Raw genomic sequence first — 26,241 nt, forward strand, 5'->3', positions numbered from 1 at the left:
TCTCACGCCGATATGGCGATGTAGGGAATGCTGGTCAGGAGAGCGACGAGTAGGACCGCGTTGCCCAGCATTCCACTCCAATGCAGTCGGCGGAGCCGGCGCGGGGCCTCAGCATCGCCGGCGTCCCTGGCGCTGAGCTGTTCGTCCATCCGTTGCATGAACCAGCGGCGTCCGTAGATCGCCAAGGCCGCAAGGAGGCCAACGCCCATCGCAGCAACCAGACGACCGTCGAGCAGGAAAGCGACTGCTCCAATGAGTCCGGCAACGCGCATCACCAGAAAATGGGCATTGAACATTCCGCGCAAAAGCTGGGCGACGGGCTGGATATCCAGCTTCACCAGCAGGAAGGCCGGAGACGCCAGTGTGAAATAGCCCATCGGAAAGAGCAGGATGATCATGACGGCTACGGCGACGCCATCCGGTGTCATGGGATCGGCCTTTCTTGCCCGCGCCGGCGAGACCTTCCCGCCAGCGTCGTACAATCATAGCGGGAAAATGCGTTTCCGGCACTAGGCTTTGGTCGGATGCCGCGCCGCGAAGGGCGTCTGTTCAGGAGGGCTCGAGGCCGAGCGACCGCGCGCTCTCGATCCAGATCGGCAGCTCGCGCTGATACAGGACGTTGGTTTCCTTGAAGCCGATCGCGGGTTCGAGCACGAACGTGTTGAGAACCTCCTTCACCTTCGGGTCGCTGTTGGCGGCGACGCAAAGCTCCGCCAGGCGGTCGACGACGGGCTGCGGTGTCGCCTTCGGCACGGCCCAGCCGGAGAAGCCGCTGACCGTGAAGAATTTTGACGTCGCGCCCTGCTCGGGAAGAGTCTTGATATCAGGGATCGCGTCGACCTTCTTCGAATGCACCGCGAACACGGTACCACGGTCACTCTGCAAAACCGATTGCGCTGCCGTGTAGCTGCCCATGGCCACATCGAGCGTACCTTCCAGCATGCCCGTCCACATCGGGGCTTCGCCGCGATAGTGAATCGGCTCGATGGCAAGGCCGTATTGCTTGTTGAGCTCGTGGACCGTCATATGCGGGGCCGAGCCCGCGCTATAGGTGCCGAAGTTGACCTTGCCGCTCTTGCGCGCAAAGGCGACGAAATCTTCCAGCGTCTTGACGCCGGTTTTCGGGTTCGCCACCAGCAGGAGCCCGGCGCCCGGAATGACGCTGACGAGCGTCAAATCCTTGTCCATGTCGTAGCCCGGAGTCTTCATCACCACCCGGTTCATGATGTAAGTGGTCGAGATCGAGCACAGGATGGTGTGGCCGTCGGGCTCCGCGCGGGCAACCTCCGCCGTCCCGACCGCGCCGGCGGCACCGGGCTTGTTCTCGACGACGACGGTCTTTCCGACCTGTTTGGAGATGAATTCGCCATAGGCGCGCGCGAGCAGGTCGGTCTGTCCGCCGGCGGGATAGCTGCAAATCATGCGGATCTGCCGCGTTGGCCACGCAGCCTGGGCCGAGGCGCCGCGTGAGACGAAAGGCATCGCGAGTGTGGCGGTGCCGGCGGCGATGAAGTGGCGGCGATCGAGCCTTGTGGACATGATTCTCTCCCGGATTGTCGCCGACGGTACTGCATCGGGTCGCCTCTGCCATGGGTGGCAGGCGAGACAGATTGGCGCATTCCAGGGCTTGCGCTTGGTGCGCCAGCTGTCCATTAGCGCTGAATGATCTTCATCCAGACGTCGCCGAGGATTGCAGGCTCACGCGGCGGCAGATAGGTCAGCCCCGCCTGTGTGCCGAATTCGACGATCTTGCCCTCGGCAGCAAGCCCGGTCAGCGCCTTGTTGACGGCGTCGATCAGCGCGGGATCGCTGGCGAGCCCGACATAGCCACGATTGGCCCCGATCGGATAGTAGTAGCCGGACGCGGTGATCGCCGTATCAGGGTGCGCGGCGCGATGGGCGTCGAAGCGGCCGAGGTCGATCAGCGTCGCGTCATAGTCGCCACGGGCAAGTGCGCCGAGGAGATCATCGCGGCCGGGGACAAGATGCGTGATGTCGTCGATCAGGCGCCCCTTGTCGAAGGTCATGAGGATCGCATCGCCGAGCGAGCCGCTGTCGATGACCAGGTGCAGGCCGGCGAGGTCGCCGATATCGGCGATCTTGCGACCCCGCGCCTTCGGTCCGAGCACGACAGTGATCGGCGAGTAGACATAGGGCTGGCTCGGCACGAGCACGCCAAGTGCGACACGGCGGCGCCGGTCGTCGCGCGTGGCGCCGGCAAAATCCGGCAGGCGCGCCGTTTTCATGCCGGGCTTGACGAGGGAGTCCGTCGTTAGCGCATAGCCGCCGACGAGCGAGCAGCGCCCGTCGGACAGCAGCGCATTGGCCTCGAGCTGCGGGCTCGAATCCTCATCCAGCTTGCTTTCGAACCACTGGATCGTCAGCGGCCGTCCGAGCCGGTCGGCGATCGCCTGCGCCAGCAGCACGTCGAACCCAGAGCCCGGCTTGCCTTTGTGATGCACCGAGAGCGGTGGCCGGTCCTCGTCGAGACAAATCTTGAGCGGATCGTCGGCCGCGCGTGCGGCCGTCGCCGCGAGGATCGCGGCAATGCTCCACGCGGCCAGCCAGCGATTCATGGTTTTCTCCGGCTCGAGATGAAGGCCCAGAGATTTCCGATCTCGTCGTCGCTGAGAATGTCGCCCCAGGGTGGCATCCTGTTGTTCTTGCCGTTCTTCACGGTGGTGACGAAGCGCGTCTTGTCGTCGGGGAAGGCGCGCAGGTCCGGCGTGATGGTGCCGGGGTTCATCATGTTGGGGCCGTGGCAGTGCGAGCATTTCTCGGCATAGGTTGACTTGCCATGGTCGATCTGTGCCTGCACGGGATTGCCGGTTGAATCATCCGCGGCACGAACGGTCGCCGCAAGCGCGACCATCGGCACCGCGACGGTGGCGAGGATCGCCACCGTCTTGTGAGATAGCTTTCTCAGCATCGTGCCGTGGTTATTGCTTGACCGCAAAGACCCAAAGCGAGCCGCCGGGCGGGATTTTGGCCAACCGCTCGTCGCCGGAGAACAGCGAGTAGACGCCGCCATAGCCGCTCGTCACCGCGACATACTGTACGCCGTCCTGCTGCCAGGTCACCGGTTGTCCCTCAATGCCCGAGCCGGTCTGGAACTGCCAGAGCTTCTTGCCGGTGTCGGCATCGAAGGCCTCGAACTCGCCGGTCAGCGCGCCCGAGAACACGACGCCGCCCGCGGTCGACAACACGCCGGAGAAGCGCGGGATGTCGCTTGGTGCTTCCCACTTCGCCTTGCCGGTCATGGGATCGATCGCCTTCAGATGACCGCGCGGGCCGTCACCCCATTCCCAGAGATCGGTGAGGTCCATGCCGAGATACCATTCACCCTGCTTGAAGGTGGCGGGTTCGGTCTTGTACCTGCCACCGAAGGCGAGCGTATTGGCGTAGGCAAGGCCGGTCTGCGGATTGAACGACATCGGCTCCCAGTTCTTGCCGCCGAGGATCGACGGATAGACGGTCACCTTCTTGCCCTCACGCGCGTCCTTCGAGACGTCGGTCTCGATGGGACGTCCGGTCTTCATGTCGATTCCAGTCGCCCAGTTGACCTTCACGTAAGGATTGGCCGCGAGCAGCTTTCCGTTGGTGCGGTCGAGCACGTAGAAGAAGCCGTTGCGGTTGGCGTCCATCAACACCTTGGTCGGCTTGCCCTCGACGTTCATGTCGGCGAGGACCATCTCGGCCACGCTGTCATAGTCGAACGGATTGTTCGGCGAGAACTGGTAGTGCCATTTGATCTTGCCGGTCTTGGGATCCATCGCCAGCACGGAGCAGGTGTAGAGGTTGTCGCCCGGGCGCACGGCCGAGTTGAACGGTCCGGGATTGCCGATACCCCAATAGACCGTGTTCAGCTCGGGATCATAGGAGCCCGTAATCCAGGTCGAGCCACCGCCGAGCTTCCAGGTATCGCCCTTCCAGGTGTCGCCGCCGGGCTCGTCGGGGGAGGGGATCGAATGGGTGCGCCACAGGTGCTTGCCCGTTGCCGGATCCCAGCCGTCGATGAAGCCGCGGGTGCCGAACTCGGCGCCGGAGATGCCGGTGATCACGACGCCGTCGGCGACCAGCGGCGCCACCGTCATCGAATAGCCTTCCTTGATATCTGCCGCCTTCTGCCGCCACAGCTCCTTGCCGTCCTTGGCGTCGAGCGCGATCACGTTGGCGTCGAGCGTGGTGCGGAACACCTTGCCGTCATAGAGCGCGGCGCCGCGATTGATGATGCCGCAGCAGACAATGCGCGGCGTTTCGGCAGGATACTCGACCTTGGATTTCCAGATCTGCTTGCCGGTCTTGGCGTCGACCGCCATGGTCGCGTTGTGCGACGTCACGTAGATGACGCCCTGGTACACCAGCGGCTGCGATTCCTCACTGCGATCGTCGTTGAAAGAGTAGTTCCAAACCGGGACAAGGTTCTTGACGCTGTCCTTGTTGATCTGGTTCAGCGTCGAGAAGCGCTGGAGATTGTAGCCCATCCCGTAGTTGAGAACGTTCGATGTGTCGGTCGCACCCTTGACCAGCTGCTCGCTGGTTTGTGCATTTGCACAAGTCGATGCAAGCATGACGAGGCTTGCGGCCATCGCAAAGCGTTTCATCCGTTCCTCCCAATATGCGCGCCTATTGACGCTGCGACAGCAACACTCCGCCCGAATGCAAAACGCGTCAATACGAAAGTCGTGATCGCGACGCCGATATGGTGGGCGTCGGATGTCGTCACCTGACGGAGACCTGACAAGCAAGGCTCACTTGTGCGCAGGCGCTGAAGAAATTCCGCGGCACGGAGTAGCGTGCGTGCGCGACGGCAGCGGTCGGGCCGACATGTTCCGCAAGTTGTGCGGTGCGCAGGCTACAATTCGGGGCTTGAACCGAGGCTCGCTTGTGGACTTATGTCGCTTCGATCCGGTTCGAATCGGAGTTCTTGGTCAAGGAGGTTTTCATGATATCGCGTCGCTCTGTTGCACTTGCGCTCACGATTGCACTGCTGTTCGGTCCGGCATGGTCGGCCTCCGGCAACGCGGTCAAGACGTTCGATACCGACAATGACGGCACGCTCGATCTTGCCGAGGTGAAGAAGGCGGCGGCCGCGTTGTTCGCCAAGCTCGATCCCGATCACGACGGAACGCTCGACGCCCGCGAGTTGCGCGGACGGTTAACGGCGAAAGAACTCGCCGCCGCCGATCCCGACCGCGACGGGACTCTCACGCTCGACGAATATCTCTCGGTGGTGGAGCAGCGATTCAACACGGCGAATCCCGACAAGGATGGAACGCTGGATGCGAAGGAGATGAACTCGCGCGCCGGCCGCGCGCTGCTGCGTTTGTTGCGGTGAGAACCGCAACCCTTGACTGGGAGCGAAGGCGAGTTGCCCGAGAGAGAAATTTGCAAGCGCGATGCGACAGTTCGCTGTGTCAACGGCGTGATTCCGGACTTGCGCTGTGACTGACGCAGCCCTAGGTTTTGGCCGGCGCGATGTCGCGCTCAATCCCTTGGGAGTCCCCGAATGGCCTGGAAAGCTCCGAAGATCGTGGAAGTGCCGGTCGGCATGGAAATCAACATGTACGCCTGCGCTTTGCGCAAATAAGACTGCAAGTAAGACTGACGACCTGCCGCGGCTTCGATGGCAAACACCGTCGAAGCCGTGGTAGTGTTGGGGATGCGCGCGAGAGCCCATACATTCTGGACCATAGCCGCCTGCACCGTCGCGCTCGCGCCGGTATGCGTCAGTGCCGAAGAGGTCTTCGATACCGAGCACATCTTCGGTTTCATGATCGGCACCGATGTCGGCAATCCCGGCGAGCGCGAATTCCAAACCCAGACGACAGGTCGATTCGGCAAGGGCGGCGGGACCTATCGCGCCCTCTCGCAGGAGATCGAGATCGAGATCGTGCCGCTGCCGAACTTCCGCATCGAGGTCGGGGCTACCGCCACCCTGCACGACATCACCGGCGTCCCTGATATCGGCGACCGCCGCCAGTTCAATTTCCAGGGCGCTTCGCTCGACCTGCGCTATCGCCTGCTCGATCGCGAGCGCGCGCCATTCGGGTTGACTGTCGCCGCCGAACTCCATGGCGACCGCATCGACGAGACCTCGGGCGCAAAGGGGCGGATGTACGGTACCGATTTCACGCTCGCCTTCGATCGCGAACTGATCCCGAACTTCGCCATCGGGGCGCTCAACCTGATCTATCAACCCGAATGGGCCCGCTTCGAGACGGCGGGACTGTCCGAAAAGAGCTCGACCATCGGCGCGGCCTTCGCCGGCCTCGTGCGCGTGCGGCCCGATGTGCTGCTCGGCGGCGAGGTGCGCTACTTCCGGCAGTACGAAGGCATCGGCCTCGGCGAGTTCGCAGGCCAGGCGCTCTTCGTCGGTCCAACCGCCTATTTCCAGCTTTCCGAGCGCTCGCGCCTGACCATGAGCTGGAGCATGCAGGCCTGGGGCCGTCCGGCCGGATCGGGCGGCAATCTTGACCTCGTCAATTTCGAGCGCCACCAGGCGAGGCTGGTGTTTGGGGTCAATTTCTAGCGCTCGCGCCCCGGTTGCGGGGAGAGGCGACGGGGCAATTCCCGCTCCATTTCGCACGGCCGGATTGAAACTTCCGGCTCCTCGGAGCGTAACCTTTTGTGCTAATCTCTATCGCCTCTGCGAGGATCCCGGCATGAATCCGATCGACCTGGTAGTGACTGTCTGTGCGGTGCTCTCGCCTGCGACCTGCGAGGAGCAGCATCTGGTGTTCAACTATGCGGGGTCGCCAACGCAATGCGCGATGGCCGCGCCGCCCTATATCGCGCAATGGGTCGGCGACCATCCGAAGTGGCAGGCGGTGCGGTGGCGTTGCGAATATCCGCACCCGAACGACAAGGCGTGAGCCCTGAGCTGCCTTCCTGGTTACGACGGGCTCAGGTCCTCATCCTCAGGAGCTTGCGAAGCAAGCGTCTCGAAGGATAGCCACAGGGACAGCCGGGCCTGCATTGTTCGAGACGCGCGTTCCGCGCTCCTCACTATGAGGAGAAAACGCTCGTGACGCAGCCGCGTTACTTGCTGCAATCCTTCAGATCCTTGTCGGCGATCGAGAACACCGCATCCGCCTTGATCTCGATGTCGCGCACGATGCACTGCCGTGCATTGGGATAGCTGACCCTGGCGTCGTAGCGACCGGGCTCGACGCCGGTGATGCGCAGCCGCTCGTCGTGGTCGACCTCCTTGTCCTTGTCGTTCAAGCACTGGTTCGGCCCCCACTCGGTCTTGCCGGCCGGCGAGAGCTGGAAGCCGGAGATCGTCTCCGTCGTCAGATTCCAGAGCCGGATGCCCTTGCCCTTGGCCTGCGCGAGCGCCGCGCCCGGCATCGCAACCAACAGGATGCCGATCGCAATCAGCGTACGCCGCATGGTGAACCTCCCGCGAAGATGTCGTTGGTCCAATTGACCATGAGTTCTCATTTCGATTCAAGCTGCAACGCCGCGAGCTCGGCCCTGATCCTGCCGAGTTCGGCCTCGCTGCGCTTCGCGCGCGGGATGGCGATCGGCACCTCCCGAACGATTCGCGCCGGTCGCGGCGAGAGCAAGAACAGGCGGTCGCCGAGCCGGATCGCGTCATCCAGGCTGTGGGTGACGAGCAGCGTCATCACCGGACGGCGCGCCACCAGCGTCGCGATCTCGTCGCGCAAGCGGCCGGCGAGTGCGTCGTCGAGCGAAGCCAGGGGCTCGTCGAGCACGAGCAGGTCGGGCTCCACCGCGAAGGCGCGGGCGAGCGCGACGCGCCGGGCCAACCCCAACGACAATTCGCCGGGAAAATGGCTGCGATGCGCCTCCAGCTCCAGGATCCTGAACAGCTCGGCGAGCTTGGCATCCGTGACATCGGGTGCCGCAAGCCGCACATTCTGCTCGACCGAGCGCCATGGCAGCAGCCGCGGCTCCTGGAAAACCATGCCGATCCGCGCTTCCGGCGGGCGCGCAACGCGTCCCTCGAAATCGCGGTCGAGCCCGAGGATGATGCGCAGCATCGTGCTCTTGCCGCAGCCGGACGGACCGATCAGCACGCCGACCTCGCCGGATTGAAGCGCGAAGCTGACCGGCGCCAGCACCTCCTGCGTTCCGCCCGCGGCACTCCTGAACGTCTTGCCCGTGATATCGACCTCAAGCCGCACGGGGTCGCCACCGTGTTGCCCGGGCCTCGAACGGTTGCACCAGCGCGGTCTCGATCACGAGCACGACGGCGGCGAAGGTCAGCGAATAGGCCAGCAGCCGCGGCGTGTCGAACAATTGGAAGGCGACGCCGATCTCGAAGCCGACGCCGTTCGGGCGGCCCAGGAGTTCGGCGACCAGCACGATCTTCCACACCAGCGACAAGCCGGAGCGGGCTGAGGCTGCGATATAGGGCGCCAGCTGCGGCAGCACGACGTGGCGGAAGGCGCGCCAGCGCGGCATCGCGAACACGCTCGCCATCTCGTCGAGCGAGCGGTCGAGCGCGCGCGTGCCCTCGCGCAGGGTGACGATGGCGGTCGGCAGCTTGTTGATGGCGATCGCCGCGATCGCTGCGGCCTCGGTGAGCCCGGCCCAGATATAGGCCAGCACGATCACGACCAGCGCGGGCAGGTTCAGCAGCAGGATCAGCCAGGGATCGCCGAGCCGGTCGGCCAGCCTCACCCGTCCCATCAGATAGCCGATGGCGCTGCCGAGCGACATCGCCAGCACGAAGGCGAGGCTCACGCGCGCGAGCGTGGCGCCGAGATGCAGGAACAGCGCGCCGCTCGATGCTTCCGCGATGACGACGTCGAGCACGGCGGGCGGAGAGGGCAGCTTTGCGGCGCCGACGAACAGCGCGGCAATCCACCAGATCGCGAGTAACAGGGCAAACGACAGAAGACGCAGCACCTCAGTCTCCGGGAACTGCGTGATAGAACGTGCCGGGCTCGAGCTCGGCGGCCGGTCCGACCAGGTCGCGGCCGCCGGTCTCGGCAAGCACGCGGTAGAGCACCCGCGCGTCCTTTTCTTCGTCGTCGATGCTCCGGCGCGGAATGCCGTCGCGATATCGCTCGCGATAGGTCTTGAGAAGAGTGGCATCACTCGTGCCGGTCAGCGGCGCGATCTTGTCCCAGGCGGCATCCGAGGTCACCAGCAGCTGCTTGGCCTTGCGCGTCATCGCGATGAAGCGCGCCACGGCCTCCCGATGGCTCGCCGCCCAGCTCTCGTCGAAGACATAGCCGACTGCGGAGACCGCGCCCTTGGCGCCGAGTTTCGGCAGGATGTCCTCGATGCCGGTAAGGCGGCGAAAACCCTTGGCCTCCAGCTGCGCGCAGAAATTCCAGAAATTGAGGCTCGCATCCATCTCGCCGTCGAGCGCCTTGGCGGCGATCAGGGGCGGAGCACCATAGACGACGGTCGCCTCCGACTTCAGGTCGATGCCGTCCTGCTTCATGCGCGCCTGCAGCAGCAGCCAGCTCTTGTCGATGGGACCACCGCCGACGGCGAGCTTGCGGCCCTTCAAATCGGCGAGCGACTTGATCGGCGAGGAGGCCGGTACCATCACCGCGCCGAGCGCGCTGGAATAGGGATAAAAGGTGAGCTTGGCGCCGAGCGTGCGCTCGCGCGACACCCACAGCCAGTCGGACAGGATGATGTCGGCATTGCCGGCGCGCAGCGCGATCTTGCCGGCCTCGGGGCTCGCAAGCTCGGTGACGTCGAGCGACAGGTCGGCCTCCTTGTCGAGGCCGCCGGCGCGGATCGCGGCCAGCTCCCAGGAGAATGTTCCGGTCTTCTGCACCGCAAGGCGGACCGTATCCGCGGCGCGGCCGGGCTCGGCTAGTGTCAGCGCCAGCGTCACCGCGAGCGCCAATGATCGACCAAATGCTCTCATCACCTTGTGAGCCGTTTCCTCTGATGAAGTGCTTTTCAGGACAATACGCATAGCATAGCTTCCGTCGCAACCAGCGGGAGGACGCGCATGAATCTGGCCGGACAGCTACGACCGATTGTCGCCGCATTGGCGGTGTGGGCTGCGACCGCGCTCGCCGTGCAGGCCGAAGAGGCCAACGATTATCCGACGTCGGCGCGTGCCGAGTATGTCTACGGGTGCATGAAGGCCAATGGCGAGAGCCGGCAGGCGATCGAGCAATGTTCCTGCTCGATCGACGTGGTGGCCTCGATCGTGTCTTATGAGCGCTACGTCACCGCCGAAACCGCGCTCAGCATGTCGCAGGTCCGCGGCAATCTCGGCGTCCAGTTCCGCACCTCGGAGCAGGCGAACTCGGCCGTGAATGATTTGAGGCGAGCGCAGGCGGAAGCCGAAGTGAGGTGTTTTTGACCGTTGCCGCGCTGCTTCGCTTCCCTCGTCAAGGTCGCCGGCGTAGCTTCGATGGTATGATCCGATGGGCTTGCTTGGTAGGGTATCTCGATGGACCGGCACGGCGTTGGAGTGCACCGGGCGGTTGGTGATGCGCCCATCATCGATGATGCGAACGCCGATGCGCCTCAAGCGCGTCGCGCAAGACGGTTCCCGCTCGGCCCGGCATTGGGAATAGTCGCCGCATTGTCGGCGGTCTCGAATGCGAGCGCGCAGGAGGCCGAGCCGCGATCGTATTCGAATACGGCTGTCGGGTTGAATTTCCTGATCTCGGGCTACGTTTACACCCAAGGCAAGCTCGCGTTCGATCCCAGCACCGCGATCGCCGATGCCGCATTCCGCTCCGATACCGGCGTAGTGGCCTATGTTCGGTCCTTCGACGTCGCCGGCCAGTCGGCCAAGTTCGACGCGATCGTGCCGACATCGTCGTTTGCCGCGCATGGGCTCGTCAACGGCGAGCCGCGCGAACGGGAGATGTCCGGTCTGGGCGATCCGCGATTTCGTGTCTCGGTCAACCTGTTTGGGGCTCCCGCGCTCTCGGCGAAGGACTTCGCCAGCTACCACCAGGATCTGATCGTGGGCGTAAGCCTTCAGGTCTCCGCGCCCCTCGGGCAATATGACAGCACCAAGCTGCTCAACCTCGGCGGCAACCGTTGGTCGTTCCGGCCCGAGCTCGGAATTTCAAAGGCATGGGGACCGTGGACGGTCGAGCTCGCCCCCAGCGTGACCTTCTTCAGCGACAACACCGACTTCTTCGGCGGCAAGACGTTCTCGCAAGCTCCGATCTATGCGGTGCAGGGACATGTCATCTACACGTTCCAGTCCGGCATATGGATGGCGCTGGACGGACTCTATTTCGCCGGCGGCAGCACGACCCTCAACGGCGTCAAAAACGACAACGAGCAGGCCATTTCGCGCGCGGGCGTGACGGTTGCGTTTCCGATCGATCGACAAAACTCAGTCAAGCTCTCTGCCAGCACCGGCATCACCAGCCGCACGGGAAGCGAACTGACAGCTGTTGGTATCGCATGGCAGTATCGTTGGGGCGAGGGATATTGAGGGAGGATGATGGACGCCCTCACGTCCCCGGCTTCTCCACATCCCACTCGTTGCGGAATACGTGACCATCCGTGTCCTTGGCTTCCGCGCGGAAACGCCTGGCGCCATTGGACACATAGGTGAAGCGCAGGTTGGGATCTTCCGAGATCGAGATGCCGCCTTCCATCGAAAGCACGGGGCTGTCGTCCTGCGTCAGCTTGAGCTGGTTGACGAAGAAGGCGGGAATGTAGAGCTGCGTGACCTGGTCCATCTGCAGCCCCGAATTGTTGGGATGGCCGATCATGATCTGCGCCTCCCGCATCCGGCTCGCCGGGGCCTCCTCGCGCGCGAATTGCCGGTAGCGCATCTGGCCGAGCCGGTTCTGGGCTTCCTCGGCATTCTTTCCCGCCGGCGCCGAGCAGCCGCCGGAGGCCTTTACATAGACCTTCGAGACGTAGAGCTGGCCGTCGCTGAGCTCGGCCACCGCATGGACGTCGGTGTAGTTGTTGACACGCACGCGCGTCGAGATTTCGGTGACGTTGGCATCCGGTCCGAGTTCGAACTTCGCCGCCATCGGCGCCGGGTTACGATCGATCACCAGCGTGATCGAACGGATGCGGCGGGCATCGCCGGGCGAGAGCCTGCTGCGCAGGGTCACGGGCACGATGGCCGCGTCCTCGGCGCGATACGGCATCTCGATGCCAATGACATTGCCGCCGTCATTCATCGGACGGTTGCTGAAGATGTCCTGCACCAGGCCCGGCCAGGGATCATAAGCCTCATCAGCCTGCGCCGGCACGGCGAATGCAATGCCGAGGAGCAGGGCGATCAGGGGTAGTCGGCGCGTGCATCCCGTCATGGTCATGGTCCCGCGGACGAAGCAACGTTTCGCGCATCGTAGCGCGTCCGCTACTCCCATTCAATTTCCGAAAATGCTGCGGTTGCGTTGCGGGCGTTGTAGTCGTCGAACAGCTCCCACTGCGGCCGTTCGAAGGCGGCGGCCTTCTCTGCGGCGGTTCGGATCGGTTCGCCCTTCTTGTTCGACGCCCGGACGTCTGCCAGCAGTGCCATCAGGTAGCGCCGTTCATCGGTCAGCGCCGCAGGCCACTCGCTCACGGGCCCGTGACCGGGAACGACGCGCTGCGCCGGAATGCTCTCGAGTTCCCCGAGGGTGCCGAGCCAGCCGCGAATGCTGCCGTCCATCACCGGAATATGGCGGAGGAAGACGAGGTCGCCACTGAACAGCGTCGTCGTCATCTCATCGAACACGGTCAAATCATTGTCGCTGTGCCCGGCCGGCCAGGCCCGCAAGGTCAGGCGGCGCGAGCCGAGATCGAGCGTCAGGGTGTCCGTGACAAGCATTGTGGGGGGCACGATCTTCACGGGAGAGATCAATTCGTCGCCCATGATGCGTCTAAAATTGTCGAGATAGTACGGCCCGCGCGCAGCCAGCGCCCGCGGCAGCCTGCTGTGACCGACGAAAATGGTGTCCCCGGCGGCGAAGGCCGCATTGCCGAAAACATGGTCGGGATGGCCGTGGGTATTGATGACGTAGCGGATCGGCTTGCTGGTCCGGGCCCGCACCGCCGCCAGCAGCGCCTCGCCCTCGCGAACGCTGCCGCCGGTATCGATCACAGCTACCGCATCATCGCCCACGATGAAGCCGACATTGGCGATGTCGCCCTCGTTCTCGCGGGTCATCAGGGCGATGGTCCCGGAGTGTACGAAGATTCCCGGCGCGACTTCGCTCACAGGCAATTCGGTCGCCGCGGCGCATGCTAGCGTCGTTGTCACCAGCAGGGACAAGGCTGCGATCACGAGAGCGATGCGAGACACTTTTCCGCCTCAGTTCAAAGGGTTGTATGCATTGCACTGCAACAAAGAAAAGCCAGCCACACAGTCTGGCAAGACATGGCGCGTCATGCGTTGCATGGCTAGCATTCAAACAAGCCTAGGAGGAAGCGCGATGACGGAGGCCGGACGACATCGTCGCTGGTTGTTTTCACTGAGTATCCTGGTTGCGTCTTGCATGTTGGGCGACGGCGCCATCGCGCAGACCAACGAGACGGGTGACCTCTCGTTCGAACTGGTCGACCCCAAGGTGCTGCGCGTCTGTTCCGACCCGCGCAATCTGCCGTTCTCGAACGAGAAGGGCGAGGGGTTCGAGAACAAGCTTGCCGAGCTGTTTGCGGACAAGCTCCAGAAGAAGCTCGACTACGTCTTTTTTCCGCAAGCCACCGGCTTCGTGCGCATGACGCTCGGCTCGCATCGCTGCGACGTCATCATGGGCTTCCCCCAGGGCGACGACCTCGTGCAAGGCACCAATCCCTATTACCGCACGAGCTATGCCCTGGTCGCGAAAGCAGGCAGCGGGCTGGATGAGGTCGACACGCTCGAGGATACCAGGCTGAAGGGCAAGCATGTCGGCATCGTCGCCGGCACGCCGCCTGCGACCAACATGGCCATCGCGGGACTGATGGGCGATGCAAAGCCTTATCCGCTGATGATCGACACGCGATACGACAATTCGGCGCAGGCAATGATCAATGATCTCACGGCGGGCACGATCGACGCCGGCGTGCTGTGGGGGCCGATGGCGGGGTTCTACGCGAAAAAGGCGGGCTCGCTTCATGTCACGCCGCTGGTGAAGGAAACCACCGGGCCAAAACTGGTCTATCGCATCGGCATGGGCGTGCGTGGCGCCGACCAGAACTGGAAGCGGCAGCTCAACAAGTTGATCCACGAGAACCAGGGCGAGATCAACAAGATCCTGCTCGACTTCGGCGTGCCGCTGCTGGACGAGAACGATCGGCCGCTCGGCGCGGAGACGGCCAAAAAGACACCATGAGGCAGACGCCATGAGGCGGCACCTTGCCGTTGCGATGGTCGCCGCCGCGCTGGTGGCGCCGGTCGTTGCGCAGCAGCAGGAGCCGTTCGAGCCCGAGGGTTATCGCACCGACAATTACCGCGCGCCTGTGCCGGCGACGCTCGGCGGCGCGCGCGTGCTGTCGACGTCAGAAGCCGAGGCGATCTGGCACGCGAAGAGCGGCGCCTTCATCGACGTGCTGCCGCGCGCGCCGAAGCCGAAGAACCTTCCCGCGGGTACCGTCTGGCGCGAGGCGCCGCGCAAAAATATTCCGGGCAGCATCTGGCTGCCGGATACCGGCTACGGCACGCTGCCGCCCGCCATGGACGACTATTTCCAGCGCGGACTCGCACGTGCATCTCATGGCGACAAGGCCGCGCTGCTGGTGATCTATTGCCTGGCCGATTGCTGGATGTCCTGGAACGCCGCCAAGCGCGCGCTCGCGTATGGCTACTCCAGCGTCACCTGGTATCCCGCTGGCACCGACGGCTGGGAGCGTGCAAAGCTTCCCACAGAGGAGGCGCAGCCCGAGCCGCGGCCGGAGCATTAGGCAAAAGATCGTCATGCTCGGGCTTGTCCCGGGCATCCACGTTCTTGGTGCCGCGTGGCTATTGCGTGGATGGCCGGGACAAGCCCGGCCAAGACGCTGTGTCGCACGTGGGAAGAGCGAGGAAAAGCCTACTGCTTCTGCAACTTCGTCAGCGTGCCCGTGCCGTTATTGTCGGTCGCCGAGTAGCTCACTTTGTCGCCGGCGTGGACGGCATCGAGCATCGCGGCATCCTTGGTCTTGTACTCCTGGAGCGCGCCGGCGCCGCCCGCGCTGCCGCCGACTGTGCCCTTCTGCGTCTGCTGGATCGAAATCGTGCTGTTGAGCCGATCTATCCGGGTGACCATTCCGGTCAAGTCGTCAGCGAATGCGCTGCTTGCGAGCATGCTGATGGCCGCAGCGCCTGCGAGGATGAATTTCGTGGTTCCCATCGAGGCCTCCCGATGCCTTGGATTACCTATCGACAAGACATCCTAACCCGGTTTGGTTCCGCCATATAGCGCGGCGACAGTTAATGATGGCAATGGAGGCGCGGGAACCTGCCGCAAGCGGTCAATGAGGCTGACGCTATTCCATTTCCTGCTGGATCACGCGTCCGAGCGCGAACAGGCGCTGGTCGATCATGGTGGGAACCTCGCAAACGAACCGCACCACCTTGTAGCGGTCCTCGAAAATGCGGGTCTTCCAGATCAGCTCGTTGCTGAGCGCCTCGACCTTGGCCTCGTCGCGCGGCGTGGCGCCCTGGAGCGCCTGGAGCTGGACACTCTCCTCGCGAATCTTGTCGGCGGCTTCGCGCTGCTTGCGGCTGACGCGTTCCAGCCCGCCCATGACCTGCGAGCGCTGAGCGTTGAGCGTGTCGAACAGGCCTGCGAACAGCAGTTTCGCATGCGCGGTCTTGTCGGCCGCGGAGCCCGCCAGAAACTCCTTCACCAGCTTCTCCGCCTCGTCCAGCGGCGTCTTGCGCGCCGACAGTTTGGCGACCAGCGCGCTGACTTTGGCGTCGTCCTTCCATTTGTTCTGCACGTCCTCGAGTGAAGGACCAGCCCATACGGCGGCGAGCGAAATTTCCGGCACTTTTGCCTGCGTGCAGGGCCAATCCGGATAGCGCGGATCGGCCGCGTGTGCCGCCGTGCTCGCGGCTGCAAGCATCAGGGCGGACATGGCCAGAATCCGAACCGTCATCCTTCGCCTCCCGCAGGGCCCCGTCGCGCCAGCCCGCGCGAGGGATCATAGGCATAGATCGCGCCGATCATGAAGACGATTGTGCAGGTCGCGACCACCGCCAGCGAGATCCAGTTGATTTGCCCGTAGAATGCAAAGCGTATCAGCTCGACCGCATGGGTGAACGGATTGGCCTCGCAGAGATAATAGAGATAGGGGCTGCCCTCCTGCACCCGCCAGAGCGGGTAGAGCGCCGATGAAGCGAAGAACATCGGGAAAATGACAAAATTCATCACGCCGGCAAAGTTCTCCAGCTGCTTGATGCCGGAGGAGATCAGCATGCCGAGCGAGCCCAGCATCAGTCCGGACAGGATCAGTGCCGGCAGCACGGTGAGATAGCCGATCGGAGGAGGCGTGATGTCCCAGAACCAGGCGATCAGCAGGAACGCGTAGACCTGGAGCAGCGACACCGCGGTGCCCGCGAGCAGCTTGCTGAACAGCAGGTAGCCGCGCGGCAGTGGGCTTACCAGCAGCGTGCGCATGTTGCCCATCTCGCGGTCATAGACCATCGAGAGCGAGGACTGCATGCCGTTGAAGAGCTGGATCATCGCCATCAGCCCGGGCGCGATGAAGACCTCGTAGAGGATGTAGGTCTCGTAGGGCGGGATGATGGAGATGCCGAGCACCTGGCGGAAGCCGGCGGCGAAGATGAACAGCCACACCAGCGGCCGCACCAGCGCCGAGACGAAACGCTCGCGTTGGTGCAGGAAGCGCAGTCCCTCTCGCCAGACGATGCCCGTGAGGCAGGTCATGTATTCGGCGGCCGAGAAGCCGCGCGGCGCCTCGCGCGTGGTGATGCTGCTCATGCGCCGCCACCCGGCAGGGTCTGCGCGCCGGTCAGGCGCATGAAGGCAGTGTTGACGTCCTGCGCGCCGGCTTCCGCGACGACGCGGCTCATCGGCCCCTGCGCCAGCACCTTGCCCTGGTGCAGCACCACGAGATCGTCACCGGCCACGATCTCGTCGAACAGATGCGTGGCCCAGAGCACGCCGATACCTTGCTCGCTCACGAGCTGGCGCACGTGGCTGATGATGTCGGCGCGCGCCTTGACGTCGAGGCCGACGGTCGGCTCGTCCAGCAAAAGCAGGCGCGGCCGGTGCAGCAGCGCCCGGGCGATCTCCAGCCGCCGCATCTGCCCGCCCGAGAGATCGCGCACCTTGCTGCCGCCGCGCTCGGTGAGCCCGATGCGATCGAGCAGCTCGGCGGATCGTGCGCGCGCCTCGCCGCGGCTGATGCCGTGGAGCGCGGCGTGATAGAGCAGGTTCTGCGTCAGCGACAGATCGAGATCGAGCGTGCGCGGCTGGAACACGACGCCGAGCAGCCGCAGCGCTTCGCCGGGGCTTTTGCTGATGTCATGGCCGAAAATGCCGACGCGGCCGGACTGGATGCCGAACAGCCGCGTGATCAGCGAGAACAGCGTGCTCTTGCCCGCGCCGTTGAGGCCGAGCAGGGCCGTGAAGCTCGCGGGCTGCACGTTGAAGGACACCTCCATCAGCGCGCGGCGCTCGCCATAGGCGTGGCTGACGCCGTCGATCGACAGCGCCGGCACCGCCGCCGGATCGGGCCGTGGCGTCTCGCGCTGTTCGGCGATGGGAGCAGGGCTGGTCATGGCGCGATCGTGATACCCCAGGGCAGTTCGCCCACCTGAATGGTCTTGATCACCTTTTGCGCGGCGACGTCGATGACGGAGACGTCGTTCGACACGCCATTGGTGGTGAGCAGAAACTTCTCGTCGGGCGTGAATGCCATGTGCCAGACCCGTTGTCCGACCAGCAGATATTTCGTCACCTTGCGCGTCGCGACGTCGACCACGGCGACGCGGTTGGCGGGACCGAGCGCGATGAAGGCGGTCTTGTCGTCCCGGGTCATGCCGATGCCAACGGGCTGGATGGCCTCTTTCCTCAACCCCGGAATCTCGAAATTGATCTTGCCGGTCACCTCGTGCTTTGCGGGATCGATGATCGAGACGGTGCCGCCGATCTCCGAGGACACCCACAATTCGGAAGCATCGTGCTTGAACTCGGCAAAGCGCGGCCGCGCGTCGACCAGCACGCTGGCGACGATCTGGCGCGACGACGTGTCGATGAAATGCGCCATGTTGGTGGTCTCGGACGTGTTGATCAGTGTCTTGCCGTCCGGGCTGATGGTCATGCCCTCGGGCTCGACGCCGACCTGGATGTCGCCAAGGCGGGCGCGCTTCTCGAGGTCGATCACGGTCACCGTGTTGTCGTTCTCGTTGGCGACATAGAGGACCTTGCCGGCGGCATCCTGGGCGAACAATTCCGGGTCGGGCCCGGAGGGCAGGCTGTCCACCACGGTTTGCGTCTTGGCGTCGATCATCTGGATGGTGTCGTCGTCGCCGACCGCGACCATCACGAACTTGCCGTCGCGCGTGAAGTCGATGCCGCGCGGGCGCTGGCCGACCTTGATGGTCTTGGTCACCGTCCAGCTGTCGGTGTCGATCACCGACACCGTGTTGCTCTTCTCGTTCGAGACATAGGCGATGAACGCATGCGCCGGCGCTGCCGCCAGCGCCAGTCCGGACAGCAACCCAACACGCCACGCGCGCAACGTCCAAGTCCTCACTTTAATGTCCTCACTTCAGCTTGCATTTGCTCTCCGGGCGGTCATAGCCGAGCGTATCGAGCTCGGAGACCTGGTGCAGAAAACCTTCCTGCGGCGACACCGACACCACCATGCGGCCGTCGACCAGCAGGATCGGCTGGCGCAGCTGCAGGTTCCAGTCGCGCAAGGTCAGCTTTGTGCCCTTGAAGGCGGCGACCGAGAAATCCGGACCCTTGATGAAATCGGTGACCTTCTTGACGTCGCCGGAATTGGTGCGCGAGGTGGCCTCGCCGATCATGCGCACCGCGGTCCAGACCTGCATGTCGAGCGCGGTCATCCGCCGAGCGTTCAGCTTGACGAAGCGGTTCTGCATCTGGATCGCGCCCCACTGGTCTTGCGCTGCGTCCCAGCTCCGCGGCACCAGGCCGGCAGAGCCCGCGACAGGCCGCGGATCCCAGGTGCGATAGGGCAGGTACGCGCCGAACACTTCGCTCTCGTCAGCGGCGACCAGCACGTCATAGGCCGGTGCCTGTTGCGTGAACACCGGCATCTGGCGCTGGATCAGCGTCACGCCCGAGTCCGTGCGGCGCGCGCCGCCTTTGTCCTCGAAGCTGCGCTCCTGCACGATCTTGGCGCCGAACCGCGTCGCGGTGCGCCGGAGCGCATCGGCGAACAGTTTGTCCTCGTCATGCGAGCCGACCACGAGCAGCCAGCGCTTCCACTGCTTCCAGACCAGATATTGGCCGAGCGCATCGGCCAGCATTGCGCGCGTCGGCGCGGTGTGGACGACGTTGGCGCGGCAATCGGCCTCGCGCAGCCGCTCGTCGATCGCGCCCGCGTTGAACAGCAACGTGCCGCGCTCGCGCAGGGCGTCTGCGACCTTCAGCAGCGCGTCGGCCGGCAGGTCGGCGATGATAAAGCCGTTGCGTGCGGCGAGGTCGGTCGCGGCCTGCACGGCATCCTCGCCCTCCTTGATCCGGCGCTCCTCGAGCGCAAAACGCTGGTGGAGGAATTTGCCGGTGGTGTTGTTGTCCTCGATGGCGAGGCGCGCGCCGGCGACGCCGTCATTCTCCGCGGGCTGCTCGACCAGCGACAGCGTCGATCTGGTGCCGGCGACGCCGAGATAGCCGACGCCGATCATGACAGGGTCGGCCGCGAGCGCGCTCGTCGCAGCAAAACCCAGGCCGATCAGGCCGACCAACCATCGGATCATGTTTCCTCCAGATGTTCTCCCCGGCTTGACCGCCGATGGAGAATTGTCTCTGCTAAAGCATGACCGATTTGTCAGGGCATGCAACCCCGCATTTTGTCCTCGCGCGTGCGAGGCATGGAATCACGATCATGCGAGCGCTGATATGTTTCGCCGCTTTGCTGTTGACGGGCTCGGTCGCGTTCGCCGATCCGCCGAAACTTGCCGTGTTCGATTTCGAACTGATCGACACCAGCCTGCCCGGCGAGTTCTACGGATCCAAGCCCGAGGAGGCGCGGCTCGACCTCATCAGCGAGCAGTTGCGCAAGGCACTGGTTGAGTCAGGCAGGTTCCAGCTGCTCGATATCGCGCCGATCCGGGACGCGGCCCGTCACGCCAATCTGCAGGCCTGCGGCGGCTGCGATCTCCAGCTTGCCGGGCAGCTGGGTGCAGAGCTAGAAATCACCGGCATGGTGCAGAAGGTCTCGAACCTGATCATCAATCTGAACATCTACCTGCGCGACGTGAAGACCGGCAACATGATCACAGCCGCCAGCGCCGACATGCGCGGCAACACGGATGAATCCTGGACGCGCACGATGAGCTATCTGATCCGCAACCGGTTGCTGGCACCGAATTACGGCAAACCGCAGTAGATTCTTCCAAGAGAGAAGGAAGAAGCCGTCACCCCTTCAATCGCTCCGCATGCCAGTGCAGATGGTCGCCCATGAAGGTCGAGATGAAATAATAGCTGTGGTCGTAGCCCGCCTGTCGTCGCAGCGTCAGCGGGATGTTGGCCTTGGCACAGGCCGCCTGCAGCAGTTCAGGACGAAGCTGCTCTTTCAGGAAATTATCGGCCTCACCGACATCGACGAGAAAGCCTGAAAATTTCGCGCCGTCTTCGATCAGCGCCACCGTGTCGTGGCTGCGCCAAATGTCCTTGTTGGGACCGAGATAGCCGGTCAGCGCCTTGATGCCCCAGGGCACGAGCGACGGCGCCACGATCGGCGCAAAGGCGCTGGCCGCGCGAAAACGGTGCGGGTTGCGCAGCGCGACCGTCAGCGCGCCATGGCCGCCCATCGAATGGCCCATCACCGATTGGCGCTTCGCATCGACCGGAAAATTCTCCGCCACGAGTTTCGGCAGTTCGTCGGTGACGTAGCTCCACATGCGATAATTGCGTGAAAACGGCGCTTCCGTCGCGTCGACATAGAAGCCGGCCCCTAAGCCGAAATCATAGGCATTATTGGCATCGCCGGGTACGTCGGGGCCGCGCGGGCTGGTGTCGGGCGCGACGAAGATCAGGCCGAGTTCGGCGCAGGCTTTGCGGAATTCGCCCTTCTCGGTGACGTTGGCGTGCGTGCAGGTGAGGCCGGAGAGATACCACACCACGGGCAGCTTGGCGCCCTGCGCGTGCGGAGGAACATAGACCGAGAACACCATGTCGGTTCCGGTCGCCTGGCTGGCATGGCGATACACGCCCTGCACGCCGCCATAGGATGTATTGGTCGAGACAGTCTGGATCGTCATGCCGTTATGCTCCGTGGCATCAAACCACATCAGGATTGCAACGCTTGTGTGACCGAATGCGTGGCGGCCGTCAGGCCATGCCGCTGTCGATCGCCAGCCGCACCAGCTCGACAGAGGTTTTTACCCCGAGCTTCTGGCGCATGATGGACGAGGTGTTGGCGACAGTCTTGTAGGACGACTGCACCAGCCAGGCGATCTCGGAAAGACTCTTTCCGGCGCTGAGCAGCCGCAAAATCTCCATCTCGCGCGCATTCAGCTTCGACAGCGGGCTTTGCGCCAGCGCGGGTCCCGCAAAGGCGATGCTGCGCGCGATCGCGCTCGGCAGATAGGTGCCGCCGCCGCCGACGGTGCGGATCGCCTCGACGAGATCGTCGGGGTCGCCGGTCTTGGAGACGTAACCCTTGGCGCCGCACTCGATCGCACGCGCGGCGAAAGCAGGATCGTCGTTCATGCTGAACATGATGATTCGGGCCTCGGGCGCGCGCTCGAGGATACGGCGCGCGAGCTCGAAGCCGGACACGGTCGGCAGGTTGATGTCGATGATCGAGAGGTCGGGGCGCTCGACGATGAAGACGCACTCGCCGTCTTCGGCGTCGGCGGCCTCCAAAATCTCGATCTCGCCCTCGTCGGCCAGCACGGCACGGCAGCCGGAGGCGACGATGGGATGATCGTCGACGATCAAAATGCGCATAGGCGTTCCTCGCGACAGCGTCTTGGCCTGTTTCGCGCCCGGCCGGGATTGCTGTACGCTTTCGATTAGATATCGGGCGCTTCGCCTCTGTCAACGTCATCGGACAGGCGCAGGCCAATCCTTCGCGAGGGCACGGACGGCACCAATGTGGCAAAATCTATCCTTGCGCGGGCGCATCAACCTGCTGCTGGCGCTGCTTCTGGCGCTGGGGCTGGCCGTCAATATCGGCCGCCAGGTCGCAGAGGCAGGTCCCCGCGTGCAGGCCGAGGACCAGAGCGTGATCCGGCTCGCGCGCGAATTCATCGAAATGATCGTGGCGGATCTCAACGAGGCGCCCGATCCGGATGCCAGGCTCAACCAGATCGCACGCGACCTCAGCCGCCTGCGCCACGTCAGCATCGCGCTTCGGGACGAAGCCGGCAGTCCGCTGACGCAGCCCCGGACCGACGCCGATGACGACACCCGCGGACCGCCGGCCTGGTTCGTCAGCCTGGTTCATCCCGAGCAGACCGCGGTGAGCGTACCCGTCTCGATCCATGGCAAGCCGGGTTCGCTGCTGATCACCTCCCATCCCGACGACGAGATTGCCGAGATCTGGGACGCCATCGTGACCCAGCTCGAGGTCGGCTCGGCGATCGCGCTGGCGCTGTTCCTGATGATGATGAATGTGGTCGGCCGGGCCCTGGCGCCGCTCCAGTCCCTGGCGGATGTGATGGCCGAGCTCGAAGACGGGCGCTATCAGGCGCGCGTCGCGCCGGGCGGCGCGCCGGAGCTCGCCGCGATCTGTACCAAGCTCAATCATCTTGCGGCAACGCTCAGCGAGGCGATCGAGGACAAGCGGCGCCTCGCCGAGCGAACGGTGTCGCTCCAGGACGTCGAGCGCAAGGAGATCGCGCGCGAGCTGCATGACGAGTTCGGGCCATATCTGTTCTCGCTGCGCGCGCATGCCAGCGCGCTGGCGAAGCAGGCGGACGGACGCGCCCCGAGTGCGGAGGCCGTGCGAAAACACGGCAGTGCCATGCTGGAGCAGATCAACGCGCTTCAGCAGTTCAATCGCCGCGTGCTGGAGCGTCTCCGGCCCGTCGGCCTTGCCGAGCTCGGCCTGCGCCAGGCACTGGAATCGCTGTCGCGGCTGTGGCGGGAATCGCATCCCGATGTGGCCATCGAGACCGTGATCTCGCCGGCGCTTGGCGTCACGGGGGAGACCGCCGACCTCACCATCTACCGCATCGTGCAGGAGGCGCTCACCAACGTGTTCCGCCACGCCGGGGCGACCTCGGTCAATGTCGTCATCGAGCCGGTAGCGCAGGCTGCAAGCGACGGCCGCAGCTGTGCCCGGGTGCGGGTCAGCGACAATGGCCGTGGCATGGAGCCGGGCCAGAAGCTCGGCTTCGGGCTCGTCGGCATGCGCGAGCGGATCCTGGCGCTGGGCGGCACGCTCAACGTCGTCTCCGGCGATGGCGGTCTGACCGTCGAGGCACTGGTTCCGACGGCGGCGGCCTGATCACACCCGAATCATCGGGAAAAATTCCCGATTTGATCGGGAAAATGGGTGCGGATATTGCCCGACCTTTTGTGGCTGGCGCACTCATTGCCGCCGATTACACTCGTCTCAACCAACCGGCGAAGATTAAAACAGCCGGCGGTTACGGATGGGAAGGCAGGGGATGGGCAAGGCTCATTGGTTCAAGGCTCATTGGTTCAAGTGTCGTTTGGTGATGGCCTCGGTTTCGACCGGGCTTGCGTCGGGGTTGATTTTCGCGATGCCCGCGTGGGCCGCGCCGGACGAGGAAACCAACGTCCAGAACCTGCCGCCGGTCGAGGTGACGGCGCCGCCGCCGTCAACGGCGCGGCGCACCGCGTCATCGCGTCCGGTCGCGCACATCGGGGCGCCGTCATCCGCCAGCCCGAGGACACGGCTCTACGTCTACCCGACCGCGCCGGGTACCGGCAGAGGTCTTGACGTCGACAGGGTCCCGTCGGCGATCAACGCCGTCGACGCCAGCCAGATCAAGCGCACCGGCTCGATGAACATCACCGACGCGCTTCGCGACAACATCGCCGGTGTCAACGTCAGTGAGGTAACCGGCAATCCGTTTCAGCCGGATGTCGAATTCCGCGGCTTCGTTGCCTCGCCGGTGACGGGCACGCCGCAAGGCCTCGCGGTGTATCAGAACGGCGTCCGCATCAACGAAGCCTTCTCCGACGCCGTCAACTGGGACCTGATCCCGACCGCGGCGATCCGGTCGGTGACGCTCGTGACCAACAATCCCGCCTTCGGCCTCAACGCGCTGGGCGGCGCGATCAATTTGCAGATGAAGGATGGTTTCACCTATCAGGGCGCGGAGCTTGATTTCATGGGCGGCTCGTTCGGTCGTATCCAGGGCTCGGCGCAATGGGGCAAGACGGTCGACAAGAACTTCGGCGTCTATGCCGCGCTCGAAGGCCTGCACGACGGCGGCTTCCGCAATTTCTCCCAATCGGACGTGCGGCGCTTCTACGGCGATGTCGGCTACAAGGCCGGTGACAGCGAATTCCACGCCAACATGGGCGTCGCCAAGAACGATTTCGGCGCCAGCGCCACCGTTCCCGCCGAGCTGCTCGACAAATACTGGGGTGCGACCTACACGACCCCGCAGACCACCTCCAATCGCGTCGGCTATCTCAACCTGACAGGCAAGGTCGATGCGACGCCGACCTGGACGCTCGAAGGCACCGCGCATGTGCGCAGGTACGAGCAGAAGCTCGTCGATGGCAATCCGACCGACGCGCAGGAATGCACCGATCCGGGGCTCGCCGGTCTTCTTTGCTTCGGCGACGGCGCGACGCCGGCAAACGGCACGAACGGCCTGCCGCTTGCCAATCCCTTCGCGTCCGGGACCATCCTCGGCGAGATCGACCGGAGCTTGATACGCTCGACCACGTTCGGCGTATCAGGGCAGGCCACCAACACCGATCAACTGTTCGGTCACGACAACCGCTTCGTGATGGGCGCGACCTATGACGCCAGCGTCACGCGCTATAACGCCACCGCCGAAATCGGCACGATCGGAGAAAACTACGTCGTCAGCGGCAGCGGCCTCTTCCTGGGGCCGACGGGCGTGCCGGACACCGTCGCCGGTCCCGTCTCGCTGCGGACCGTCAATCAATATAACGGCCTGTACGCGATGGACACGTTCAATATTACCGACGCCTTTGCCGTGACGGGCGGCGGCCGTTTCAACGTGGCGCGCATCACGCTGGAGGATCAGCTCGGGGCCGATCTCAACGGCGATCACACCTTCACCCGTTTCAATCCGGTGATCGGCGGCACCTACAAGATCACGCCGGAGCTGACGGCCTATGCCGGCTATTCCGAGGCCAACCGCGTTCCAACGCCGCTCGAGCTCGGCTGCTCCGATCCTGCCCGTCCCTGTCTCATCGCCGCGTTCCTCGTCTCCGATCCGCCGCTGAAGCAGGTCGTGTCCAAAACGGTGGAAGCGGGCTTGCGTGGCAGCAGGGAGCTGAACATCGGGACGCTCGGCTGGAAGCTCGGCGGCTTCCGCGCCACCAATTACGACGACATCGTCGCGATCCCCGTTCCCGGCCGCACCGGCTTTGGCTATTTTTCCAATGTCGGCCGCACCCGGCGGCAGGGCCTCGAGGCCGAAATCAACATCAAATCGCCGACGGTTCAATTCCAGGCGAGCTACGCTTTCGTCGACGCGCGCTTCCTCGACGCGTTGTCCATCGGCTCCAACAGCCCGTTCGCCGATGGTGACGGCAACATCCAGGTCTCGCCTGGCAACCAGCTCCCCGCCATCCCGCGCCATCGCGTCAAGGTCGGCGTCGACTATGCCGTCACCGACGTCTGGAAGGTCGGCGGCAACGCGTTGTTCGTCTCCAGCCAGTATCTGGTCGGCGACGAGTCCAACCAATATGCGAAGCTGCCGTCCTACACCGTGTTCAACCTGCACACGTCCTACCAGGTGACCAAGAACATCCAGCTCTACGGCAAGATCGACAATATCTTCGACAAGCGATACGCGACCTATGGACAGTTCTTCGACCGCGAAGCCGTGCCCAACTTCACCAATGGCGGGGCCGAGTTCACCGACCCGCGCTCGCTCAGCCCGGCACGGCCGCGTGCATTCTATGCGGGGATGCGAGTGACGTTCTGAGCCGGCTCGCAAGCCCCGGGCCATGCGGGATGACGAGGAGGCTGGTCTTCGCCGGCGCGGCGTGCCGCCACGGGTGTGTTCTACCT

At 64.2% G+C, this 26,241-nt stretch carries 30 protein-coding genes; 11 read left to right on the forward strand and 19 right to left on the reverse strand.

The genetic code is table 11. The annotated features are described in order from the left end of the window. Window positions 1–2: 2 nt before the first annotated feature. The 5 genes from C7G41_RS32805 to C7G41_RS32825 form a co-directional block, all read right to left on the reverse strand. The gene (locus C7G41_RS32805; RefSeq protein WP_106946454.1) at window positions 3–428 is read right to left on the reverse strand and encodes a hypothetical protein; all 426 of its coding nucleotides are present in this window, start codon (window positions 426–428) and stop codon (window positions 3–5) included. A 121-nt stretch (window positions 429–549) separates the two neighbouring features. Next, entirely contained in the window at window positions 550–1,539 is a 990-nt protein-coding gene (locus C7G41_RS32810) for a tripartite tricarboxylate transporter substrate binding protein (protein ID WP_106946413.1), read from the reverse strand. 113 nt (window positions 1,540–1,652) lie between these two features. Next, complete coding sequence (locus C7G41_RS32815; RefSeq protein WP_106946414.1) at window positions 1,653–2,576, reverse strand: ABC transporter substrate-binding protein; 924 nt, start codon at window positions 2,574–2,576, stop codon at window positions 1,653–1,655. Next, window positions 2,573–2,929, reverse strand: coding sequence for a cytochrome c (locus tag C7G41_RS32820; protein WP_106946415.1), 357 nt, complete (start codon window positions 2,927–2,929; stop codon window positions 2,573–2,575). The genes C7G41_RS32815 and C7G41_RS32820 overlap by 4 nt, the downstream gene beginning before the upstream one ends. A 10-nt stretch (window positions 2,930–2,939) precedes the next feature. Next, window positions 2,940–4,604 (reverse strand): methanol/ethanol family PQQ-dependent dehydrogenase, encoded by a 1,665-nt coding sequence (locus C7G41_RS32825; RefSeq protein WP_106946416.1) that lies wholly within the window; start codon window positions 4,602–4,604, stop codon window positions 2,940–2,942. A gap of 341 nt (window positions 4,605–4,945) precedes the next feature. On the opposite strand from C7G41_RS32825, the gene C7G41_RS32830 reads away from it, so the two are divergent. From C7G41_RS32830 to C7G41_RS32845, 4 genes are all read left to right on the forward strand, one after another. After that, window positions 4,946–5,338 (forward strand): EF-hand domain-containing protein, encoded by a 393-nt coding sequence (locus C7G41_RS32830; RefSeq protein WP_106946455.1) that lies wholly within the window; start codon window positions 4,946–4,948, stop codon window positions 5,336–5,338. 171 nt (window positions 5,339–5,509) lie between these two features. Next, window positions 5,510–5,590, forward strand: coding sequence for a pyrroloquinoline quinone precursor peptide PqqA (gene pqqA, locus C7G41_RS32835; protein ID WP_018460299.1), 81 nt, complete (start codon window positions 5,510–5,512; stop codon window positions 5,588–5,590). A 36-nt stretch (window positions 5,591–5,626) separates the two neighbouring features. Continuing rightward, complete coding sequence (locus C7G41_RS32840; protein ID WP_106946417.1) at window positions 5,627–6,532, forward strand: hypothetical protein; 906 nt, start codon at window positions 5,627–5,629, stop codon at window positions 6,530–6,532. Window positions 6,533–6,665: 133 nt separating this feature from the next. Further along, the gene (locus C7G41_RS32845) at window positions 6,666–6,875 is read left to right on the forward strand and encodes a hypothetical protein (protein WP_027566545.1); all 210 of its coding nucleotides are present in this window, start codon (window positions 6,666–6,668) and stop codon (window positions 6,873–6,875) included. 166 nt (window positions 6,876–7,041) lie between these two features. Here C7G41_RS32845 and C7G41_RS32850 read toward each other — a convergent pair whose 3' ends face one another. From C7G41_RS32850 to C7G41_RS32865, 4 genes are read right to left on the reverse strand one after another with little or no spacing between them, the layout of a single operon-like run. Beyond that, window positions 7,042–7,395 carry a hypothetical protein gene (locus C7G41_RS32850; RefSeq protein ID WP_007601387.1) on the reverse strand — a complete coding sequence of 118 codons (354 nt, stop codon included), beginning with the start codon at window positions 7,393–7,395 and terminating at the stop codon, window positions 7,042–7,044. A 47-nt stretch (window positions 7,396–7,442) separates the two neighbouring features. Beyond that, on the reverse strand, window positions 7,443–8,153 hold the full coding sequence (locus C7G41_RS32855) for an ABC transporter ATP-binding protein (RefSeq protein ID WP_106946418.1): 711 nt from the start codon (window positions 8,151–8,153) through the stop codon (window positions 7,443–7,445). Next, complete coding sequence (locus C7G41_RS32860; RefSeq protein WP_106946419.1) at window positions 8,143–8,880, reverse strand: ABC transporter permease; 738 nt, start codon at window positions 8,878–8,880, stop codon at window positions 8,143–8,145. Before C7G41_RS32860 ends, C7G41_RS32855 begins: the two co-directional genes overlap by 11 nt. A 1-nt stretch (window position 8,881) precedes the next feature. Then, on the reverse strand, window positions 8,882–9,862 hold the full coding sequence (locus C7G41_RS32865; protein WP_199198741.1) for an ABC transporter substrate-binding protein: 981 nt from the start codon (window positions 9,860–9,862) through the stop codon (window positions 8,882–8,884). An 87-nt stretch (window positions 9,863–9,949) separates the two neighbouring features. Between C7G41_RS32865 and C7G41_RS32870 the strand changes: the two genes are divergently transcribed. Together C7G41_RS32870 and C7G41_RS32875 are read left to right on the forward strand one after the other, a co-directional pair. Then, window positions 9,950–10,309, forward strand: a complete 360-nt coding sequence (locus C7G41_RS32870) for a hypothetical protein (RefSeq protein WP_106946421.1) — start codon at window positions 9,950–9,952, stop codon at window positions 10,307–10,309. Window positions 10,310–10,534: 225 nt separating this feature from the next. After that, window positions 10,535–11,407, forward strand: coding sequence for a transporter (locus C7G41_RS32875; RefSeq protein ID WP_245446831.1), 873 nt, complete (start codon window positions 10,535–10,537; stop codon window positions 11,405–11,407). 19 nt (window positions 11,408–11,426) lie between these two features. On the opposite strand, the gene C7G41_RS32880 is transcribed toward C7G41_RS32875, so the two are convergent. Together C7G41_RS32880 and C7G41_RS32885 are read right to left on the reverse strand one after the other, a co-directional pair. Next, on the reverse strand, window positions 11,427–12,245 hold the full coding sequence (locus C7G41_RS32880) for a quinoprotein dehydrogenase-associated SoxYZ-like carrier (protein WP_199198735.1): 819 nt from the start codon (window positions 12,243–12,245) through the stop codon (window positions 11,427–11,429). A gap of 50 nt (window positions 12,246–12,295) precedes the next feature. Then, window positions 12,296–13,222, reverse strand: coding sequence for a quinoprotein relay system zinc metallohydrolase 2 (locus C7G41_RS32885; protein ID WP_106946424.1), 927 nt, complete (start codon window positions 13,220–13,222; stop codon window positions 12,296–12,298). 130 nt (window positions 13,223–13,352) lie between these two features. Here C7G41_RS32885 and C7G41_RS32890 point away from each other — a divergent pair, with 130 nt between their 5' ends. Next, window positions 13,353–14,234 carry a substrate-binding domain-containing protein gene (locus C7G41_RS32890; protein WP_106946425.1) on the forward strand — a complete coding sequence of 294 codons (882 nt, stop codon included), beginning with the start codon at window positions 13,353–13,355 and terminating at the stop codon, window positions 14,232–14,234. Between the two features lie 10 nt (window positions 14,235–14,244). Next, window positions 14,245–14,802, forward strand: coding sequence for a PQQ-dependent catabolism-associated CXXCW motif protein (locus tag C7G41_RS32895; RefSeq protein WP_106946426.1), 558 nt, complete (start codon window positions 14,245–14,247; stop codon window positions 14,800–14,802). Between the two features lie 128 nt (window positions 14,803–14,930). On the opposite strand, the gene C7G41_RS32900 is transcribed toward C7G41_RS32895, so the two are convergent. The 6 genes from C7G41_RS32900 to C7G41_RS32925 form a co-directional block, all read right to left on the reverse strand. Beyond that, window positions 14,931–15,230 carry a copper-binding protein gene (locus tag C7G41_RS32900; RefSeq protein WP_106946427.1) on the reverse strand — a complete coding sequence of 100 codons (300 nt, stop codon included), beginning with the start codon at window positions 15,228–15,230 and terminating at the stop codon, window positions 14,931–14,933. A 136-nt stretch (window positions 15,231–15,366) separates the two neighbouring features. Further along, complete coding sequence (locus C7G41_RS32905; protein ID WP_106946428.1) at window positions 15,367–15,981, reverse strand: hypothetical protein; 615 nt, start codon at window positions 15,979–15,981, stop codon at window positions 15,367–15,369. Continuing rightward, window positions 15,978–16,826 carry an ABC transporter permease gene (locus C7G41_RS32910; RefSeq protein ID WP_106946429.1) on the reverse strand — a complete coding sequence of 283 codons (849 nt, stop codon included), beginning with the start codon at window positions 16,824–16,826 and terminating at the stop codon, window positions 15,978–15,980. The genes C7G41_RS32905 and C7G41_RS32910 overlap by 4 nt, the downstream gene beginning before the upstream one ends. Beyond that, window positions 16,823–17,629: an ABC transporter ATP-binding protein gene (locus tag C7G41_RS32915; RefSeq protein ID WP_106946430.1), complete on the reverse strand. Its 807-nt coding sequence runs from the start codon at window positions 17,627–17,629 to the stop codon at window positions 16,823–16,825. The genes C7G41_RS32910 and C7G41_RS32915 overlap by 4 nt, the downstream gene beginning before the upstream one ends. Further along, entirely contained in the window at window positions 17,626–18,606 is a 981-nt protein-coding gene (locus C7G41_RS32920) for a YVTN family beta-propeller repeat protein (protein WP_245446832.1), read from the reverse strand. The genes C7G41_RS32915 and C7G41_RS32920 overlap by 4 nt, the downstream gene beginning before the upstream one ends. Before the next feature lie 10 nt (window positions 18,607–18,616). Then, window positions 18,617–19,798, reverse strand: a complete 1,182-nt coding sequence (locus C7G41_RS32925) for an ABC transporter substrate-binding protein (RefSeq protein ID WP_106946432.1) — start codon at window positions 19,796–19,798, stop codon at window positions 18,617–18,619. Between the two features lie 59 nt (window positions 19,799–19,857). Here C7G41_RS32925 and C7G41_RS32930 point away from each other — a divergent pair, with 59 nt between their 5' ends. Further along, entirely contained in the window at window positions 19,858–20,430 is a 573-nt protein-coding gene (locus C7G41_RS32930) for a DUF3280 domain-containing protein (RefSeq protein WP_106946433.1), read from the forward strand. Between the two features lie 28 nt (window positions 20,431–20,458). Here the strand turns inward: C7G41_RS32930 and fghA are convergent, their stop codons facing one another. Then, window positions 20,459–21,304 carry an S-formylglutathione hydrolase gene (fghA, locus tag C7G41_RS32935; protein WP_106946456.1) on the reverse strand — a complete coding sequence of 282 codons (846 nt, stop codon included), beginning with the start codon at window positions 21,302–21,304 and terminating at the stop codon, window positions 20,459–20,461. A gap of 70 nt (window positions 21,305–21,374) precedes the next feature. Further along, window positions 21,375–21,995: a response regulator transcription factor gene (locus C7G41_RS32940; protein WP_106946434.1), complete on the reverse strand. Its 621-nt coding sequence runs from the start codon at window positions 21,993–21,995 to the stop codon at window positions 21,375–21,377. Window positions 21,996–22,140: 145 nt separating this feature from the next. On the opposite strand from C7G41_RS32940, the gene C7G41_RS32945 reads away from it, so the two are divergent. Beyond that, window positions 22,141–23,499, forward strand: a complete 1,359-nt coding sequence (locus C7G41_RS32945; RefSeq protein WP_106946435.1) for a histidine kinase — start codon at window positions 22,141–22,143, stop codon at window positions 23,497–23,499. A 163-nt stretch (window positions 23,500–23,662) separates the two neighbouring features. Then, window positions 23,663–26,155: a TonB-dependent receptor gene (locus tag C7G41_RS32950; protein WP_106946436.1), complete on the forward strand. Its 2,493-nt coding sequence runs from the start codon at window positions 23,663–23,665 to the stop codon at window positions 26,153–26,155. Window positions 26,156–26,241: the final 86 nt, after the last annotated feature.

Origin of the sequence: Bradyrhizobium sp. MOS002 (assembly GCF_003020115.1) — a bacterium.
Lineage (GTDB): Bacteria > Pseudomonadota > Alphaproteobacteria > Rhizobiales > Xanthobacteraceae > Bradyrhizobium.

Bases quoted from the DNA above. Each gene is read 5' to 3' on its own strand.
- C7G41_RS32805 (WP_106946454.1), bottom strand. From the start codon at position 428: ATGACACCGGATGGCGTCGCCGTAGCCGTCATGATCATCCTGCTCTTT.
- C7G41_RS32810 (WP_106946413.1), bottom strand. From the start codon at position 1,539: ATGTCCACAAGGCTCGATCGCCGCCACTTCATCGCCGCCGGCACCGCC.
- C7G41_RS32815 (WP_106946414.1), bottom strand. From the start codon at position 2,576: ATGAATCGCTGGCTGGCCGCGTGGAGCATTGCCGCGATCCTCGCGGCG.
- C7G41_RS32820 (WP_106946415.1), bottom strand. From the start codon at position 2,929: ATGCTGAGAAAGCTATCTCACAAGACGGTGGCGATCCTCGCCACCGTC.
- C7G41_RS32825 (WP_106946416.1), bottom strand. From the start codon at position 4,604: ATGAAACGCTTTGCGATGGCCGCAAGCCTCGTCATGCTTGCATCGACT.
- C7G41_RS32830 (WP_106946455.1), top strand. From the start codon at position 4,946: ATGATATCGCGTCGCTCTGTTGCACTTGCGCTCACGATTGCACTGCTG.
- pqqA (WP_018460299.1), top strand. From the start codon at position 5,510: ATGGCCTGGAAAGCTCCGAAGATCGTGGAAGTGCCGGTCGGCATGGAA.
- C7G41_RS32840 (WP_106946417.1), top strand. From the start codon at position 5,627: ATGGCAAACACCGTCGAAGCCGTGGTAGTGTTGGGGATGCGCGCGAGA.
- C7G41_RS32845 (WP_027566545.1), top strand. From the start codon at position 6,666: ATGAATCCGATCGACCTGGTAGTGACTGTCTGTGCGGTGCTCTCGCCT.
- C7G41_RS32850 (WP_007601387.1), bottom strand. From the start codon at position 7,395: ATGCGGCGTACGCTGATTGCGATCGGCATCCTGTTGGTTGCGATGCCG.
- C7G41_RS32865 (WP_199198741.1), bottom strand. From the start codon at position 9,862: ATGAGAGCATTTGGTCGATCATTGGCGCTCGCGGTGACGCTGGCGCTG.
- C7G41_RS32870 (WP_106946421.1), top strand. From the start codon at position 9,950: ATGAATCTGGCCGGACAGCTACGACCGATTGTCGCCGCATTGGCGGTG.
- C7G41_RS32880 (WP_199198735.1), bottom strand. From the start codon at position 12,245: ATGACGGGATGCACGCGCCGACTACCCCTGATCGCCCTGCTCCTCGGC.
- C7G41_RS32890 (WP_106946425.1), top strand. From the start codon at position 13,353: ATGACGGAGGCCGGACGACATCGTCGCTGGTTGTTTTCACTGAGTATC.
- C7G41_RS32895 (WP_106946426.1), top strand. From the start codon at position 14,245: ATGAGGCGGCACCTTGCCGTTGCGATGGTCGCCGCCGCGCTGGTGGCG.
- C7G41_RS32900 (WP_106946427.1), bottom strand. From the start codon at position 15,230: ATGGGAACCACGAAATTCATCCTCGCAGGCGCTGCGGCCATCAGCATG.
- C7G41_RS32905 (WP_106946428.1), bottom strand. From the start codon at position 15,981: ATGACGGTTCGGATTCTGGCCATGTCCGCCCTGATGCTTGCAGCCGCG.
- C7G41_RS32910 (WP_106946429.1), bottom strand. From the start codon at position 16,826: ATGAGCAGCATCACCACGCGCGAGGCGCCGCGCGGCTTCTCGGCCGCC.
- C7G41_RS32915 (WP_106946430.1), bottom strand. From the start codon at position 17,629: ATGACCAGCCCTGCTCCCATCGCCGAACAGCGCGAGACGCCACGGCCC.
- C7G41_RS32925 (WP_106946432.1), bottom strand. From the start codon at position 19,798: ATGATCCGATGGTTGGTCGGCCTGATCGGCCTGGGTTTTGCTGCGACG.
- C7G41_RS32930 (WP_106946433.1), top strand. From the start codon at position 19,858: ATGACCGATTTGTCAGGGCATGCAACCCCGCATTTTGTCCTCGCGCGT.
- fghA (WP_106946456.1), bottom strand. From the start codon at position 21,304: ATGACGATCCAGACTGTCTCGACCAATACATCCTATGGCGGCGTGCAG.
- C7G41_RS32940 (WP_106946434.1), bottom strand. From the start codon at position 21,995: ATGCGCATTTTGATCGTCGACGATCATCCCATCGTCGCCTCCGGCTGC.
- C7G41_RS32945 (WP_106946435.1), top strand. From the start codon at position 22,141: ATGTGGCAAAATCTATCCTTGCGCGGGCGCATCAACCTGCTGCTGGCG.
- C7G41_RS32950 (WP_106946436.1), top strand. From the start codon at position 23,663: ATGGGCAAGGCTCATTGGTTCAAGGCTCATTGGTTCAAGTGTCGTTTG.